This is a genomic window from Brevibacillus sp. NL20B1 (genome assembly GCF_018195675.1).
Lineage (GTDB): Bacteria > Bacillota > Bacilli > Brevibacillales > Brevibacillaceae > Brevibacillus > Brevibacillus aydinogluensis.
Genome location: NZ_JAGTPT010000025.1, coordinates 1 through 14,225, shown reverse-complemented (window position 1 = coordinate 14,225; position 14,225 = coordinate 1). Strand labels below are relative to the sequence as shown.

At 55.1% G+C, this 14,225-nt stretch carries 13 protein-coding genes and 7 tRNA genes; 3 read left to right on the top strand and 17 right to left on the bottom strand.

The annotated features are described in order from the left end of the window. Positions 1–193: 193 nt before the first annotated feature. Positions 194–889: a Crp/Fnr family transcriptional regulator gene (locus tag KDN35_RS15660; RefSeq protein ID WP_212133186.1), complete on the top strand. Its 696-nt coding sequence runs from the start codon at positions 194–196 to the stop codon at positions 887–889. Positions 890–1,004: 115 nt separating this feature from the next. Here KDN35_RS15660 and KDN35_RS15655 read toward each other — a convergent pair whose 3' ends face one another. The 7 genes from KDN35_RS15655 to lpdD all read right to left on the bottom strand — a co-directional run bounded on the left by KDN35_RS15655 (position 1,005) and on the right by lpdD (position 9,609). Next, positions 1,005–2,525 carry a nitrate/nitrite transporter gene (locus KDN35_RS15655; protein WP_171566563.1) on the bottom strand — a complete coding sequence of 507 codons (1,521 nt, stop codon included), beginning with the start codon at positions 2,523–2,525 and terminating at the stop codon, positions 1,005–1,007. A 23-nt stretch (positions 2,526–2,548) separates the two neighbouring features. Next, positions 2,549–3,253: a respiratory nitrate reductase subunit gamma gene (narI, locus tag KDN35_RS15650; RefSeq protein ID WP_212133208.1), complete on the bottom strand. Its 705-nt coding sequence runs from the start codon at positions 3,251–3,253 to the stop codon at positions 2,549–2,551. Between the two features lie 5 nt (positions 3,254–3,258). Next, positions 3,259–3,831 (bottom strand): nitrate reductase molybdenum cofactor assembly chaperone, encoded by a 573-nt coding sequence (gene narJ / locus KDN35_RS15645; protein ID WP_212133185.1) that lies wholly within the window; start codon positions 3,829–3,831, stop codon positions 3,259–3,261. 25 nt (positions 3,832–3,856) lie between these two features. Next, positions 3,857–5,326 (bottom strand): nitrate reductase subunit beta, encoded by a 1,470-nt coding sequence (gene narH, locus KDN35_RS15640; protein ID WP_171566561.1) that lies wholly within the window; start codon positions 5,324–5,326, stop codon positions 3,857–3,859. Beyond that, a complete protein-coding gene (locus KDN35_RS15635; RefSeq protein ID WP_212133207.1) occupies positions 5,316–9,002 on the bottom strand; it encodes a nitrate reductase subunit alpha in 3,687 nt (1,228 codons plus the stop codon). The genes narH and KDN35_RS15635 overlap by 11 nt, the downstream gene beginning before the upstream one ends. Positions 9,003–9,094: 92 nt before the next feature. Further along, positions 9,095–9,280, bottom strand: a complete 186-nt coding sequence (locus KDN35_RS15630) for a hypothetical protein (protein WP_212133184.1) — start codon at positions 9,278–9,280, stop codon at positions 9,095–9,097. After that, on the bottom strand, positions 9,259–9,609 hold the full coding sequence (gene lpdD / locus KDN35_RS15625) for a prenylated flavin chaperone LpdD (protein WP_171566560.1): 351 nt from the start codon (positions 9,607–9,609) through the stop codon (positions 9,259–9,261). Before lpdD ends, KDN35_RS15630 begins: the two co-directional genes overlap by 22 nt. Before the next feature lie 155 nt (positions 9,610–9,764). Here lpdD and KDN35_RS15620 point away from each other — a divergent pair, with 155 nt between their 5' ends. Both KDN35_RS15620 and KDN35_RS15615 read left to right on the top strand, forming a co-directional pair. Beyond that, a complete protein-coding gene (locus KDN35_RS15620; protein ID WP_481752778.1) occupies positions 9,765–10,652 on the top strand; it encodes a Crp/Fnr family transcriptional regulator in 888 nt (295 codons plus the stop codon). A gap of 80 nt (positions 10,653–10,732) precedes the next feature. Continuing rightward, positions 10,733–11,122 carry a DUF488 domain-containing protein gene (locus KDN35_RS15615; protein ID WP_171566558.1) on the top strand — a complete coding sequence of 130 codons (390 nt, stop codon included), beginning with the start codon at positions 10,733–10,735 and terminating at the stop codon, positions 11,120–11,122. A gap of 74 nt (positions 11,123–11,196) precedes the next feature. On the opposite strand, the gene KDN35_RS15610 is transcribed toward KDN35_RS15615, so the two are convergent. The 10 genes from KDN35_RS15610 to KDN35_RS15565 all read right to left on the bottom strand — a co-directional run bounded on the left by KDN35_RS15610 (position 11,197) and on the right by KDN35_RS15565 (position 14,204). Continuing rightward, positions 11,197–11,721 carry a hemerythrin domain-containing protein gene (locus tag KDN35_RS15610; protein ID WP_249179138.1) on the bottom strand — a complete coding sequence of 175 codons (525 nt, stop codon included), beginning with the start codon at positions 11,719–11,721 and terminating at the stop codon, positions 11,197–11,199. A gap of 179 nt (positions 11,722–11,900) precedes the next feature. Further along, positions 11,901–12,623 carry a YwiC-like family protein gene (locus KDN35_RS15605; RefSeq protein WP_212133183.1) on the bottom strand — a complete coding sequence of 241 codons (723 nt, stop codon included), beginning with the start codon at positions 12,621–12,623 and terminating at the stop codon, positions 11,901–11,903. A gap of 58 nt (positions 12,624–12,681) precedes the next feature. Beyond that, positions 12,682–13,383, bottom strand: coding sequence for an iron-sulfur cluster repair di-iron protein (gene ric / locus KDN35_RS15600; protein WP_212133182.1), 702 nt, complete (start codon positions 13,381–13,383; stop codon positions 12,682–12,684). Between the two features lie 179 nt (positions 13,384–13,562). Further along, a tRNA-Leu gene (locus tag KDN35_RS15595) sits at positions 13,563–13,645 on the bottom strand. A 7-nt stretch (positions 13,646–13,652) separates the two neighbouring features. Beyond that, positions 13,653–13,727 (bottom strand) — tRNA-Cys (locus tag KDN35_RS15590). Positions 13,728–13,795: 68 nt separating this feature from the next. After that, positions 13,796–13,871: transfer RNA gene (locus KDN35_RS15585), tRNA-Gly, on the bottom strand. Between the two features lie 5 nt (positions 13,872–13,876). Beyond that, positions 13,877–13,951, bottom strand: a tRNA-Gln gene (locus tag KDN35_RS15580). Positions 13,952–13,966: 15 nt separating this feature from the next. Next, a tRNA-His gene (locus KDN35_RS15575) sits at positions 13,967–14,042 on the bottom strand. A 7-nt stretch (positions 14,043–14,049) separates the two neighbouring features. Then, a tRNA-Trp gene (locus KDN35_RS15570) sits at positions 14,050–14,123 on the bottom strand. 5 nt (positions 14,124–14,128) lie between these two features. Then, positions 14,129–14,204: transfer RNA gene (locus KDN35_RS15565), tRNA-Phe, on the bottom strand. Positions 14,205–14,225: the final 21 nt, after the last annotated feature.

Sequence of the window (14,225 nt, the reverse complement as noted above, 5' to 3'; positions counted from 1 at the left end):
AGTTTGCAACAAACGGCTTGAATCCGGCCTGGTGACGAAATATCCGGCGGCAAACGTTCATGATTCTGTAGAATTCTGCAGGGTGCCTTTAGGTCGGGACATCCCCATTTCAGGTAAAATATAGGATAAGGCGGGTGCGGAATAAGGCGAGTGTTACTGCCCGAAATACAACGCTGATGGAGGAAAGAATGCGATGCAAAAGCAAGTGATGTCCGCGTTTCTCAGGCAGGTCCCCATGTTCCATGATCTGAGCGATCAAGAAATGGAACGGGTAGCAGAAATCGCGATATCCCGCTTTATTCCCAAAAAGTCCGTCATTTTTTCGGAAGGAAGCGAGAAGGAAGCCGTCTACTTTATCCAAGAAGGATTGGTAAAAACCTTTAAAACGGACGAAAACGGGCACGAGCAAATTGTCTCATTGTTAAAACCTGTGGACATGTTTCCGCACACCGGCTTTTTCAATCAGAATCCGTACCCGGCGACGGCGGAAGCGATCATTGATACGCATCTGGTGGCGATTCCCGTCCGTTTGTTCGAACGCTTGATGCTGAACACTCCATCGATTGCCGTCAAGATGATGCGCGTCATGGGGGATAAAATCGTGGAACTGCAAGAAAAGCTGCAATCGCTGTCCGGACAGCACGTCAAACATCGCGTGCTGTCATTCCTGCTGAAGCTCGCAGAACAGCATGGAGAAGTAAACGGAAACAGCATTACGATCAACCTGCCGATGACTCACCAGGAGATTGCCAGCTCGATCGGCACCACCCGGGAAAGCGTCAATCGGCTGCTGAATCAGTTCAGCAAGGAATCGCTGTTGAAGTTCGAGCGCAATCGCATCGTAATTATGGACCTGGAGGCGCTGAAGCGGCAAAAAGAGCTGAAGTAGCCTCCAGACGCTCCTGGCCGCCCAGGACCAGAAAAGCCCCGAAACGCGATGGTTTCGGGGCTTCAGACTGAAGACGGGGTGAAAGGCCTGCACAGTGATCCACCGAACCGCGGGTCTATCCTGTGTTGCCGGTCGGTTCGCCTGCCTTGCCGATGTCGCTGAACATGCCCGCGTAGTATTTGACTTCGCCGGCGTCGTTTCGGATGGCCGAGATGGTCAGCCACTCCAGATAGATCTCTCCGTTTTTGCGCTTGTTCCAAATTTGCCCCTGCCAGTGTCCTTTCTCCCGCAAGGAGCGCCACAACGCCTCGTAGAAGCTTTTGTCCTGCTTGCCCGATTTCAGGATGCTCGGCTTCCGCCCGATCGCTTCCTCCGCGCTGTAGCCGGTTACAGCCGTAAACGCCGGATTGACGGAACGAATGATGCCGTCAGTATCGGTCACCACAATCGCTTCCACTGTGTTCTCCAGAATGTTGGCCGCCAGGTGCAGCTTTTCCTGATAAAACAGCCAGATCACCAGAATCAGACTGGCCAGCGCCACCTGCGAAAGCGCCATAAACCCGATGGCATAATGCCCCGTCATGCTGTACAGCGTCGTCAAGATCAGCGGCGGGAAAAAGCCTCCCAGCCCGCCCATCGCCGAGATCATCCCGTTGGCGATCCCGGCCTGCTTGGTGAAATAGAGCGGCACCAGCTTGAAAATCGTGCCGTTGCCAATGCCCGCGCACAACGCCACGGTCAGGCAGCCGACCGTATACAAATGCATCGACGGCGAGAACGACAGCAGCACGGCGGCCACCGTCATCCCGGCAAAGACGAGCATGAGAATTTTGAACGGATTGAACCGGTCACCAAGCCAGCCCCCTACCGGCCTCATCGCCGTCGCCAGCACGATAAATCCGGCTGTCCTCATCCCCGCATCGACTTTGGTCAATTGAAAATGGCTCACCAAAAAGTTGGGCAAATACACGGTAAAAGCGACAAACGAACCGAACGTTAAGAAATAGAACAGGCAGAGCAGCCACAGCTTCTCATTGCGCGAGACATCCTTGATCTGCTGGCCAAGCGGCGTCTTGACCGGCGTCTCCTGCCGGTCGCCAAGCACGAAGTTGAGGCCAGCCATTGCCAGCAGCAGAATACCGTAGCTCATCACCGTGTTGGACCAGCCAATATAGCTGGCGACGACCGGTGCGCCAAACGACGAGATCGCCGTTCCCAGATTGCCGATGCCGTAGATGCCGTTGACGAAGCCGTGCCGTTCCTTGGGAAAGTATTTGGGCAGCGAGGTGACACCAACCGAGAACACCGCGCCGCCGATCCCGAGCAGGATGCCGCCAATGACGAGGTCGGCAAACGAATCAGCCCGGCTGATCCAGTACACGGGGGCAAGCAGCAGCACGAAGCTGATCATGAACAGCTTGCGGGCCCCATAACGGTTCGTCCAGTACCCGACGGGAATGCGCAGGACTGACCCGAACAAGACCGGTATAGCCGTCACCCAGGCCAGCTGGGCGCTGGTCAATGCGATTTCTTCCTTAATGAAAGGCATCAGTGACGACAAAATCACCCACACCATGAAACCAACGACGAGGCTGATCGTCTGCAGCGGCAGTTGATAAGCTCCCTTGCTCCCCATCTTTCCATGGCCTCCTTCCTGTTCTACCGGTCATAAAGCGCGGCTTCGGCCCCCGCTTCACCTCTGCGCCGATACAGCACGTAGCTGCGCCGCAAATACCCGAGCGGCAAGCTGAACACATGTACAAGGCGCGTGAACGGCATGACGAGATAGAGCACAAACGTGGTCAAAATATGAATCTTGAAGCCAAGCGGCACCGTCCGCATCAGTTCGGGGTCCGGTTGGAAGACGAACAAGCCGCGCAGCCATGGATTGATCGTCGTCCGGTAATCAAAGCCGGAGTGGCTTGCCGCATTTGCCGCCGTTGCCGCGAGGCCGCTGAGAATGACGATCGCCAGCACCACGAGCGCGATCTTGTCGCCGGCGCTGCTCGTCAGCCGGATGCGGGCGACGGCGAACCGGCGGTACAGCAGGATCAGCACGCCGATGAACGTAATGATGCCCGCCGGCAAGCCGCCGACGATCGCAACCAGGTGATACGCCTCGTCGCTGATCCCCAAAGAGCGGTACACGGAGACGGGAACGAGCAATCCGGCGATGTGGCCGCAGAACACGGCGATGAGGCCATAATGGAAAAACAGGCTGCCCCATCGCAGAATCCGCTTCTCCAGCACCTCGCTGGACTTGGATGTCCAGCCGAACGGATCCGTCACATAACGCCAGATGATCGCCGTGATAAAGATCGCCGCAATGATATAGGGCAAGACACCCCATACGAACAGCTCCATCTTGCTCAATTGTCTCCCCTCCCTGTCAGCGTCGGTTCCGCTGCAAGCTCCGCAGGCGCCTCGGGGACAATCTGCAGCAGCAGCTCAAACAGTCCTGTATACGGACTCCCCGCTTCTGCCAGCGAAAGCCGGATCGAGTGCAGCGCAGGCCGGCTCCAGGCCAGCACCTCCTGCGCCGCCGACCAGGATGCCGATGCCGCAAACTCCAGTACAAGCGGCAAGTAATCAGCCAGCTCGCCGTCCTCCAGGATGAAGCCGGCTTCGGCGTAGCGGCGCTTCCATGCCAGCAGCGCCGCGCCCCGCTCCCGTTCCTCTCCGTGCTGCTCATACGTCAGATACAAATTCGTCGTTCTGCCGAAATCAAAGGTGCGCACATATTGCTCCTGCCATGCGATCTCGCCTGCCGATTCGGCTGCATTCAGGAATGCTTCGATGTGTCTGGCCGCCTCCGCGTCGGCAGCCGCGATCTCTGCCGCCATCTCGCGGGCCGCAGGCAGATGCTGCCGCCACTCGCTGCTCGGATACTCCAGCAGCCGCGACAGCAGGCCGCACACGCGCTGTGATGTTCCGATATCCATACGAGCCGTCTCCTCTCCAATCAAATCAAAATACGCCGCACGAGCCGGGACCGCCAGCAAAACTCAGTCCGCATCCGCCCTGCTCATGGAACAGATCGGCCACCTGTTCGCGATGCGCCGGCGGGATGACAAAACGGTCATCGTACTTGGCGATTGCCAGCAGACGATACATATCCTCGACGGTCTGCTCATCCATCCCGATTTCGCTCAGCAGTGCCGGATCAGTCGCTCTCTGGGTCTGCTGGTTCCGCATATACATGCGCATCACCGCCATCTTGCGCAAAACGTTTCGAATCACCTCGACGTCACCTGCAGTGAGCAGGTTGGCCAAATATTCAAGCGGAATCCGCATCCCGTCGATCGCCGGAAAAATATCGTATGGATCGCGTTCGCTTCCTATCCCTTCGATTCGGTTCATGATCGGGCTGAGCGGCGGCACGTACCACACCATCGGCAGCGTCCGGTATTCCGGGTGCAGCGGCAGTGCGATGCCCCAGTCCATGACCATTTTATAGATCGGCGATCTTTGCGCCGCCAAAATCCAATCTTCCGGGATGCCTGCCCTCCGCGCTTCCCTGATCACATCCGGGTCGTGCGGATCGAGGAAAATGCCCAACTGGGATTTGTAGAGATTTTTTTCATCCGCCACCGACGCGGCTTCCTTCACTTTGTCCGCGTCGTAGAACATCAAGCCGAGATAGCGGATGCGGCCGACGCAAGTTTCCGAGCAGATCGTCGGCATCCCGGCCTCAATCCGCGGGAAGCACAGCGTGCATTTTTCCGCCTTGTTCGTCTGCCAGTTGAAGTACACCTTTTTGTACGGGCAGCTCGATACGCAGAACCGCCACGCTCTGCAGGCATTCTGGTCGACGAGAACGATGCCGTCCTCCTCCCGCTTGTACATCGCCCCGGACGGGCAGGACGAGACGCAGGCCGGATTGATGCAGTGCTCGCAGATTCGCGGCAGGTACATCATGAACACCTGCTCGAACTCCATGAGGATCGATTCCTCGATCCCCCGCAGATTGGGGTCCTCTCGTCCTGTCTCATTCACTCCGGCCAGGTCATCCTCCCAGTTTGGTCCCCATGTCAAATCCATATATTTCCCGGTCACTTTCGATTTCGCCCTGGCCACCGGTTGATGCTTTTGTTCGGGACTGGCGGTCAATTTTTCGTAATCATAGGTCCACGGCTCGAAATAGTCGTCCAGGGTCGGCTGGTCGGGGTTGTGAAAAATGTTCAGCAGTCGCGCTGCCCGTGTTCCCGATTTCAGTTCCAGCTTGCCGTTCTTCAATTCCCATCCGCCGTTGTACCGTTCCTGATCTTCCCACTGTTTGGGATATCCGATGCCCGGCTTCGTCTCCACGTTGTTCCAGTACATGTATTCTGCCCCGGAGCGGTTTGTCCACGTGTTTTTGCACGTGACGCTGCACGTGTGGCAGCCGATGCATTTGTCCAGATTCATCACCATGCCGACCTGCGCTTTAATGTTCAAGCCAATCCACCTCCTGCAATTTCCGGATGATGACGTTCAAATCCCGTTGGTTGCCTGTTGGTCCGTAATAGTTGAACCCGTAACTGAGTTGGGCGTAACCGCCGATCATATGCGTCGGCTTGACATGGACGCGGGTCGGGCTGTTGTGCGTACCGCCGCGGGTCTCTGTAATCGGCGTTCCCGGAACGTGGATATGGCGGTCCTGAGCATGGTACATGAACGCCATCCCGCGTGGAATGCGATGTGTCACGACGGCGCGGGCCACGACGACGCCGTTGCGGTTGAAGCATTCGATCCAGTCGTTGTCGGCGATCTGCGTTTCGGCCGCATCCTCGTGGTTCAACCAGATCGTCGGCCCCCCGCGGAACAGCGTCAGCATCGGCAGCGCGTCGTAGTACATGCTGTGAACAGACCATTTGTTATGCGGCGTCAGGTAGTTCAGGACAATTTCCTTGCCGTCCTTGACCGGCCGCTTGCTGTTTGGATGAAACGGCGCATGTTTGAGGGTCGGCTTGAATGTCGCCAATGTCTCGCCGAATTCGCGCAACATTTCATGGTCGATGTAAAACTGCTGTCTCCCGGTTAACGTTCGCCACGGAATAAGCCGCTCCACATTGGTGGTGAACGGCGAATAGCGGCGTCCGCCTTTTTCCGAACCGCTGAACGCGGGGGAGGTGATGACCGTTTTCGGCCTTGCGGTGATCTCCTCAAACGTGAAACATTCTTCCTCCCGTTCTTCCGCCAAATCTTTCAGGTGCAGCGCCGTTTTCTTCTCCAGCGCTTCCCATGCCTTGACCGCCATTTTTCCGTTTGCGGTCGAAGAAAGCGTGAGAATGGCCTCGGCCACATTCCGGTCCGTACTCAAATCGGGACATCCCGCCGCAACCCCGTTACCTCTCCGGACGCCAAGCACGCGCTTTAATCGGTCGTATTCGTCCGACGCGGACCAGACAATGCCTTTTATGCCAAACGGTTTGTTTTCTACCAGCGGGCCGAGGGAGATCATTTTTTCGTACACGGACGCATAATCCCGCTCGACGACGTGAACGTGCGGCATCGTTTTCCCCGGAACCGGCTCGCATTGTCCCTTGCTCCAATCACGCACGAGCCCGTACGGCTGCGCCAGTTCATCCGGCGAATCGTGCAGGAGCGGCGTGGTGACGATATCGTTTTGCGGCCCGTCGAACTGCCGGGCGGCCATCGTCGAAAAAGCGCGCGCCAGTTCCTTGAACGTCTCCCAGTCCGAACGCGATTCCCATTGGGGGGACACGGCCGGATTGAACGGATGAATAAACGGATGCATGTCGGTGCTGCTCAAATCGCTCTTCTCATACCAGGTCGCGGCAGGCAGCACGATGTCCGAATACAGCGCCGTGCCAGCCATCCGGAAATCAAGGTTGACGAGCAAATCCAGTTTGCCTTCCGGCGCATTCTCCTTCCACTCGATTTCCTGGGGACGCAGCCCGATGTTGTCCTCGTTCAGCAGCCCGTTTGAGGTGCCCAGCAAATGTTTGAGAAAATATTCGTGCCCTTTGCCGGAACTGGAAATCAGGTTGGCTCTCCATACAAACAGGACACGCGGAAAATTAGCCGGGTCATCCGGATTCTCGATGGAAAACTTCAAGGTTCGATTTTTCAGCTGTTCGGCGACATAAGCGGCGATCTCTTCCCTGGTGCGGGCACCCGCTCGCTCTGCATCCCGGTACAGTTCCAGCGAATTGCGGCTGAACTGCGGATAGGATGGCAGCCAACCAAGCCTTACTGCCAGCACGTTATAGTCGGCGCTGTGCTCGTATCTGGCTTTCCCCGCCAGCGGTGACACCAGACTCTCGATCTGAGTATCTTCATAGCGCCATTGGTCGGTCGCGAAGTAGAAAAAGGACGTCCCGTTTTGCAGACGCGGCGGCAAGGACCAGTCCCTGGCAAAGGCGATCGTCTGCCAGCCTTCCGCGGGGCGCAGCTTCTCCTGGCCGACATAGTGCGCCCAGCCACCGCCGTTGACGCCCTGACAGCCGGTCATCAGCACGAGGTTGATAATCGCCCGGTAGATGACGTCGGAATTGTACCAATGGTTAATCCCGGCGCCCAAAATAATCATCGACCGTCCCTTCGTCTCCACCGCGTTTTGCGCAAACTCGCGGGCGATTTGCACGACAGTATGGCGGTCCACGCCCGTAATTTTCTCCTGCCAGGCCGGCGTGAACGGTTGGTCGTCATCGTAGCTCTTCGGGCACGAGTCCCCCAGGTTCCGGTCGATCCCGTACTTGGCCAGCACGAGGTCGCAGACGGACGTCACGAACAGCGTTTTGCCGCCCTGTTCAATTCGCTTGACCGGTACGGCTCGCTCCATCACGTGCCGGCCGTCGTCGTCAAAATACGGGAGCTGAATCGTCAGCACTTCATCATGGACACCCAGCAGGGAAATGCGCGGGTCGATCGCGGTTCCGTTCGCGTCTTCCATGCGTAAATTCCATCGGCCCTCTTCGCCCCAGCGGAAACCGAGGCTGCCGTTGGGAACGGCGAAAGACCCGCTGTTGTCGTCGTACACCATCGTTTTCCATTGAACGTTGTTTCCCGCAGCTCCCAGGTCCTCCGCCAGCAGGAAACGGTCGGCCGTATACGCGCCGTTGTTTTCCGTAAGCAGCACCAGGTTGGGGAAATCCGTATATTGTTTGGCATACTGCAGAAAATAATCAGTCTGATTCTCGACATAAAATTCCTTCAGGATCACGTGCCCCATCGCCATGGCGAGCGCACCGTCCGTCCCGGGCTTGACCGACATCCACGTATCGGCCAATTTGACGAACTCCGCATAATCGGGACTGATGGAGACGACTTTCGTGCCGCGATAGCGGGCCTCAGCAAGAAAATGGGCGTCCGGCGTCCGGGTCATCGGCAGATTGGACCCCCATACGAGAATATAGCCGGAATTGAACCAATCGCTGCTTTCCGGAACATCCGTCTGATCTCCCCAAATTTGCGGCGATGCCGGCGGCAAATCGGCGTACCAGTCGTAGAAGCTGAGCAGCGGTGCACCTATGAGCGAAAGGAAGCGGGAGCCAGCCGCATAGCTGACCATGGACATCGCCGGAATCGGCGAAAACCCGATGATCCGATCCGGTCCGTACTTTTTGATCGTATGGATCATCGACGCCGAGATGATTTCCGTCACCTCATCCCAGGAGACGCGGACAAACCCGCCTTTTCCGCGGGCCGATTTATAGCGCTTCGCCTTCTTTGGATCTTCCACAATGCTGGCCCATGCCCGCACCGGGTCTTTCTCTTTGTTTTTCGCTTGTTTCCACAAGTCGAGGAGCGCGCCTCGTATGTAGGGGTACTTGACGCGCAGCGGGCTGTACAAATACCAGGAGAAGCTGGCTCCCCTCGGACATCCGCGCGGTTCAAAATCCGGCATGTCCGGACCGGTCGAGGGATAGTCCGTATGTTGCGTTTCCCACGTGACAATGCCGTCTTTGACGAATATTTGCCAGCTGCAGGAACCGGTGCAATTCACGCCATGGGTCGAACGTACGACCTTGTCGTGCTGCCACCGCCTGCGGTACATATCTTCCCAGTCCCGGTTCTCGGGGGACATTTCACTCCAGCCTTCGGAATATTGTTCCCGTTTGGAGAAGTATCTCAGTTTCTGAAACAATGGCGTTTTCTTGCCCATGATATACCTCCCTTGTTGTAGGTGCGGCGCTATGCTTTGTTCATCCCGTTGCTTCTCAATGTAGCATTCCATGTTCACTTTTCATGTGAAAAAAATCACAATATCACCGCGTTGGACGCCCGATAAACACCAGGTTTCAAAAAATCGACAAAAAGCGGACTCCTCCGTACGAAGAAGTCCGCTTTTTCCCCAGCTACGTTCATCCGCCGATTTGCGGCATACACCGGGCGGTTGGCGTATGCGCCGTCATTTTCATGCCTCATTTCTGCCCGTTGTTCCATTGATCAAGCATCTGGCTCATTTTTCTTTTCGCTTCGGCAACGACTGTTTCAATGTCCTGGCGGGACGGTTGATCCAGATGGATCCCCGCCAATACAGCGACGGTGCGGCCAAGTGTGCGGCATGCCGTCTCTGCCAGTTCGGCAGCGAGCGGTCCTTCCCGATGGCCGGGCAGAGCCAACACCTCAACTTGTACGTCCTGATCATTGGTGACGTATGCTGTTGCTGACGCCCCGATGTGGGCCGTCCCCCCGGTAACCAGGAAGACCACGTCCCTTCCCATCATGAACGGGCGAATCTCTACCGTCTCAAAATGAATTGATTTATCCATAAAGCTCGACGCCTCTTCTCTTTCAGTCCTGACCTGTCCTGCACTCATCATAATAACACCGCAGTTCCGCATCACGAATGATCTTGGTCACACGCTGAAAAAAGGTTGCAGATATGTGACCAAGATCACAATAGCGGCACCTCCCTTTTTTTATGATGAAAAACGTAAAGCAAACCAGCACGTACGGGGGAATACTGAGTTGGGTATTTTGGACGAAATTTCCTCATCATGTGGTCTTGCTATGTCCTTTCGTGTTATGCTGTTCACACCACATGCGGCTCCGTTTATATATGGTGAATCGGGATTATCGAAACAGGAGGGAACCACCGATGATAAAAGCGGATCTCGCAGGGAGCATTCGGAATACGTCCTGCTTTTCAGAGGGGAATTTTGCCAAACTGAAGGAAATCATGTGCGACAACCATTTTCCTGCGGGATCGCATTTATTTTGGGAAGGGGACCCGGCGGACAAACTGTACTTTCTCCATAAAGGAAGGGTGTGCATTACCAAAGCGACTGATGACGGCAAACACTTGGTCATTTACACGCATCAGGCAGGAGATCTCTTCGGCCAAGTGGACCCTTTTCGCGAATCTGTTCATTTTTTTGGCGCGGAAATTCTTGAGGATGCCGACGTCGGAATCATCCAGCAACAAGACCTGGAAGCGTTGCTGCTGCAGCATGGCGATCTGGCCGTAGAGTTCATGAAGTGGATCGGACTGATGAATCGGTTGACGCAATCCAAATTGCGCGATTTGATGTTGTTCGGCAAACTGGGAATTCTGTGTTCGCTGCTTATTCGTTTGGGGAATACATATGGAATCGAACAAGGCGGGCGCATCCTCATTTCCAAAAAGTTGACCAACTCGGAGTTGGCGGATATGATCGGCACAACACGGGAAAGCGTGAACCGCATCCTCGGGGATTTGAAAAAAGCGGGTGTCATTTCTTACGAAGATGGGCATATTGTCATCCAGGACTTGGATTACCTGCGTGATACGTGCCAGTGTGAAAACTGCCCGAAGGAAATTTGCCGGGTCTAAAGACATTGCCATTTTACAACACAATTCACGAAAGAAGGCTGACTGTTGACCATGCTGACTGTGTGCGAGTTGATTGCCGGATGAACGCAGCGAACCGATCAACTATAAGGTTAAAACGCATTTACGAACCGCCCTCTCCGGAAGACGGCGTACGCATTCTGGTCGACCGGCTCTGGCCGCGCGGCATTTCAAAAGAGCAGGCGTCCCTCGATGAATGGATGAAAGAAATCGCTCCGAGTCCCGAATTGCGCAAGTGGTTCTGTCATCAACCGGAGCGATTTGCGGAATTTACGCGAAGATACGAACTGGAATTGTCAGAAGATCCGACCCGGTGCAGACTCGTCGATCGGATATGGGAACTCGCGTCTGAAAAAAACGTCACGCTTGTTTATGCCGCAAAAGATCCCGTCCACAACCACGCCATTGTTCTGCAGCAATGGCTGAACCGCCGCTTACATTCGGATGGGTGATACCAACAGTGCTGAACCGGCTTCCTTATGGCTGCATGTGGAATGCACTCCCGAATGGCACTTGCCCTGCTTTGTCAAATGGAATCACGGCAAACCGCACGGCTGAGTTCTGCTTTTTCTTCCGCGTTCAACATGTTTTCCGCCATGGGAAACAGCACGTTTTCTTCTTTCATGAAATGATCGGTTAAGACGGCATGGGCCTGAAGCGCATAGGAAGCAATCTCTTTCGCCCGTCCGGCATCCGCCGTCCCCTCCAACTGTTCCACGGCCTCCAGGAATTTCTTCAAGTTTTGTTTGGCCAACTCGTGTTCATATTCCATCACGGCGATTGGCCCCATCTGTCTGCCAATATATTTTGCCATGAGGGGAAAGAGCGCACCTTCTTCCCGTTCCGAATGAGGGTCGAGTTCTCTCACAAAGGCTTCCACTTTTTGTTTCAGCGCTGCAAGCTGAGCGGTCCAGTCCGTTGTTTCCTGATCCGCGCCGATTTCAGCCGCCTCCCGGGCAAACGCATCCATTTGTTCCCGAAGCGGTCCGTGCTCGCGTTTCAGTTGGGCAAGCGGTTCGCACAGTGCTACCTGGGCTCGGCCTTCCGACATCATGTGGCCACAATGATGAGGCATTTGTTCCATACAAGATGCTCCTTTCGTTTTTTATGTGCACATTTGAAACGCTCAAAACCGTATCCATGCAGGATTTAGTCTGGTTGGCAACTGGTGCAGATATGCGGCACGATTCCGGCCCCCCACAACAGCCCTGCGCATAGGAAAGGCTCATTTTATGCCACATACACGACCAACACTGTACCGGCAATCAGCACGGAATAGGCAATCTCAAGTATGCCCGTCTGTTTGACGGATAGTTTCGTGTGCGGTGACCAGACGGCCCGAACAGCCAAAACGGTCAGCGGCACCAACAACCCGGGAGGGAACCATAACGCCCCTGCGACGAGTAGAGCAAGATGGTACATGACAGAGAATCTGTAATACATCGCATTGTGCTTTTCCCGAATCATCGTCTTTACGTAAAAAACCGTTCCCGTAAAATACAGGATGCTGAATCCGAACAGCTCAGCCGCAAGCCTCCAATCGGTTCCTCCCCCCGCCTGATACGCAACAAACACCATCAGGCTGAACTGTACGACAGCGGCCAGGTCGTTGAGAAGGGCCCTTTCCTGATTGCGCCTGGCGTAATAACAATTGACGAGAAACAACGGGATGAAAAACGGAACCAACCGCGCCAGTGCCGGGTCCAATACGAGCAGCAGGAAACCGATTGGAATCAGCAAACTGCCGTATACCTGCATCGGTCTCCGGTAGATCGTGGTCTTTTTCGTCCGCAGCCACTGCAGAAAAGCGTACGAGAACAAGTAGGCGAGAAACCAGCCGAGAAAAAGCAGCACATGCAGCCAAACGGGCTTTGCCGCGAACATGCCGAATAAAAACGGAATAAGCAGCATCGCCCAGGCCCCATGTTGGTTGGGTATATATCCCTTTTTCATCCGATCCCCCTCCAGGTTCACTGGGCCTTGTCAAACGTTTTCCTCCATATCTGCAATCTTACCGTTTTACACGCGGAAATAACACATTGTTTTCCAGGTGTATGTGTTCGAACAAATCCGATTCCAGTTCTTCGAGCTTCTGAAATGTCAGGGTATACGTCCGGCATGCCCCTTCAGGCAGCCGATAATCTTGCGTGACCGCCCTCATTTCTTTTAACAGTGTGCCCACAGCGCTGTGGTCGGCTTCCAACTCCTCAATCGTATTTACGGCCTTTGAGATGTCTGCTTCAGCGCCTGTTTGTTCAGCTTTGCGAATCAGTGGAAAGACCATTTCCTCTTCCGTGATCAGGTGCTGCTCCAGCTCCATCTTCATTTGATGGAACAGTTTGTGAAGTTGGGCCAACTCCGGATGCATCTGACCGTGCACCCGAAGGATTTTGGTAGTAAATTCACTGAGCAGCGGCAGTTCTTTGAGCAAATAGGCATGATGGGTTTGCACGATATGGTCGATCAAATCGGATAGGCTCGCCTCCCGCCAGTCTGTATCCTGCCCCCGTTTCTCCTGTGCCTGCTGAAACATTTGATTCAAACGTGCAAGAAACGCGCTCTTGTCAATCTGTTGCTGCTCCAGCACCGCGGATAACGTGCGGTTGCCGCCGCAGCAAAAATCGATCTGATATTCCCTCAACAAATTGCTGGCGCCGGGAAAACCGGCTACAATGTCACCGATCGTTTCGGAACCGTTGAATGTCTGACCCATGTTCCGGCCTCCTCGTCTAATGAAATGGCGATGCTTCTGTCTAACAGTTTACCGCTGTCGGACATTCGGCAATGTGACGCGAATCACAAAAATCGCGCTTTGTACGGTTCCATTTCAGCTGCACGCAAAAAAAGCTCTTAAGATACGGTTCGCATCTTAAGAGCTGTTTCGTTATGTAATGGTGCCGGTAGAGGGACTTGAACCCCCACGGTTTCCCTCACGATTTTGAGTCGCGCGCGTCTGCCAATTCCGCCATACCGGCACGTTTATGGAGGAGGCACCCGGATTCGAACCGGGGAATAAGGGTTTTGCAGACCCGTGCCTTACCACTTGGCTATGCCTCCATGTTCTGTTTTATTTATATTCGGCATGGGCTGACCATGTTCCGCCCAAAGCCTATCGAGGAGACAAATGGAGCGGACGACGGGTCTCGAACCCGCGACCTTCGCCTTGGCAAGGCGACGCTCTACCAATTGAGCTACGTCCGCATAAATGGCTGGGGCACTAGGATTCGAACCTAGGAATGACGGAGTCAAAGTCCGTTGCCTTACCGCTTGGCTATGCCCCAATATGAGATTAAAAATGGGGCGATCGATGGGAATCGAACCCACGAATGTCGGAGCCACAATCCGATGCGTTAGCCACTTCGCCACGACCGCCACGCAATGGCAGGGGCAGTAGGAATCGAACCCACACCAAAGGTTTTGGAGACCTTCGTTCTACCGTTAAACTATGCCCCTGTATATGGTGGCTCGGGACGGAATCGAACCGCCGACACGAGGATTTTCAGTCCTCTGCTCTACCAACTGAGCTACCGAGCCATCGCTGATGAGTAACGAAAA

What these genes read in the sequence shown, in the direction of transcription:
- KDN35_RS15630 (WP_212133184.1), bottom strand. Translation starts at nt 9,280, where the DNA reads ATGGAACAACGGGCAGAAATGAGGCATGAAAATGACGGCGCATACGCC.
- ric (WP_212133182.1), bottom strand. Translation starts at nt 13,383, where the DNA reads ATGGGTCAGACATTCAACGGTTCCGAAACGATCGGTGACATTGTAGCC.
- lpdD (WP_171566560.1), bottom strand. Translation starts at nt 9,609, where the DNA reads ATGGATAAATCAATTCATTTTGAGACGGTAGAGATTCGCCCGTTCATG.
- narJ (WP_212133185.1), bottom strand. Translation starts at nt 3,831, where the DNA reads ATGGATATCGGAACATCACAGCGCGTGTGCGGCCTGCTGTCGCGGCTG.
- narI (WP_212133208.1), bottom strand. Translation starts at nt 3,253, where the DNA reads ATGGAGCTGTTCGTATGGGGTGTCTTGCCCTATATCATTGCGGCGATC.
- KDN35_RS15620 (WP_481752778.1), top strand. Translation starts at nt 9,765, where the DNA reads ATGAAAAACGTAAAGCAAACCAGCACGTACGGGGGAATACTGAGTTGG.
- KDN35_RS15615 (WP_171566558.1), top strand. Translation starts at nt 10,733, where the DNA reads ATGAACGCAGCGAACCGATCAACTATAAGGTTAAAACGCATTTACGAA.
- KDN35_RS15660 (WP_212133186.1), top strand. Translation starts at nt 194, where the DNA reads ATGCAAAAGCAAGTGATGTCCGCGTTTCTCAGGCAGGTCCCCATGTTC.
- KDN35_RS15605 (WP_212133183.1), bottom strand. Translation starts at nt 12,623, where the DNA reads ATGAAAAAGGGATATATACCCAACCAACATGGGGCCTGGGCGATGCTG.
- KDN35_RS15655 (WP_171566563.1), bottom strand. Translation starts at nt 2,525, where the DNA reads ATGGGGAGCAAGGGAGCTTATCAACTGCCGCTGCAGACGATCAGCCTC.
- KDN35_RS15610 (WP_249179138.1), bottom strand. Translation starts at nt 11,721, where the DNA reads ATGTCGGAAGGCCGAGCCCAGGTAGCACTGTGCGAACCGCTTGCCCAA.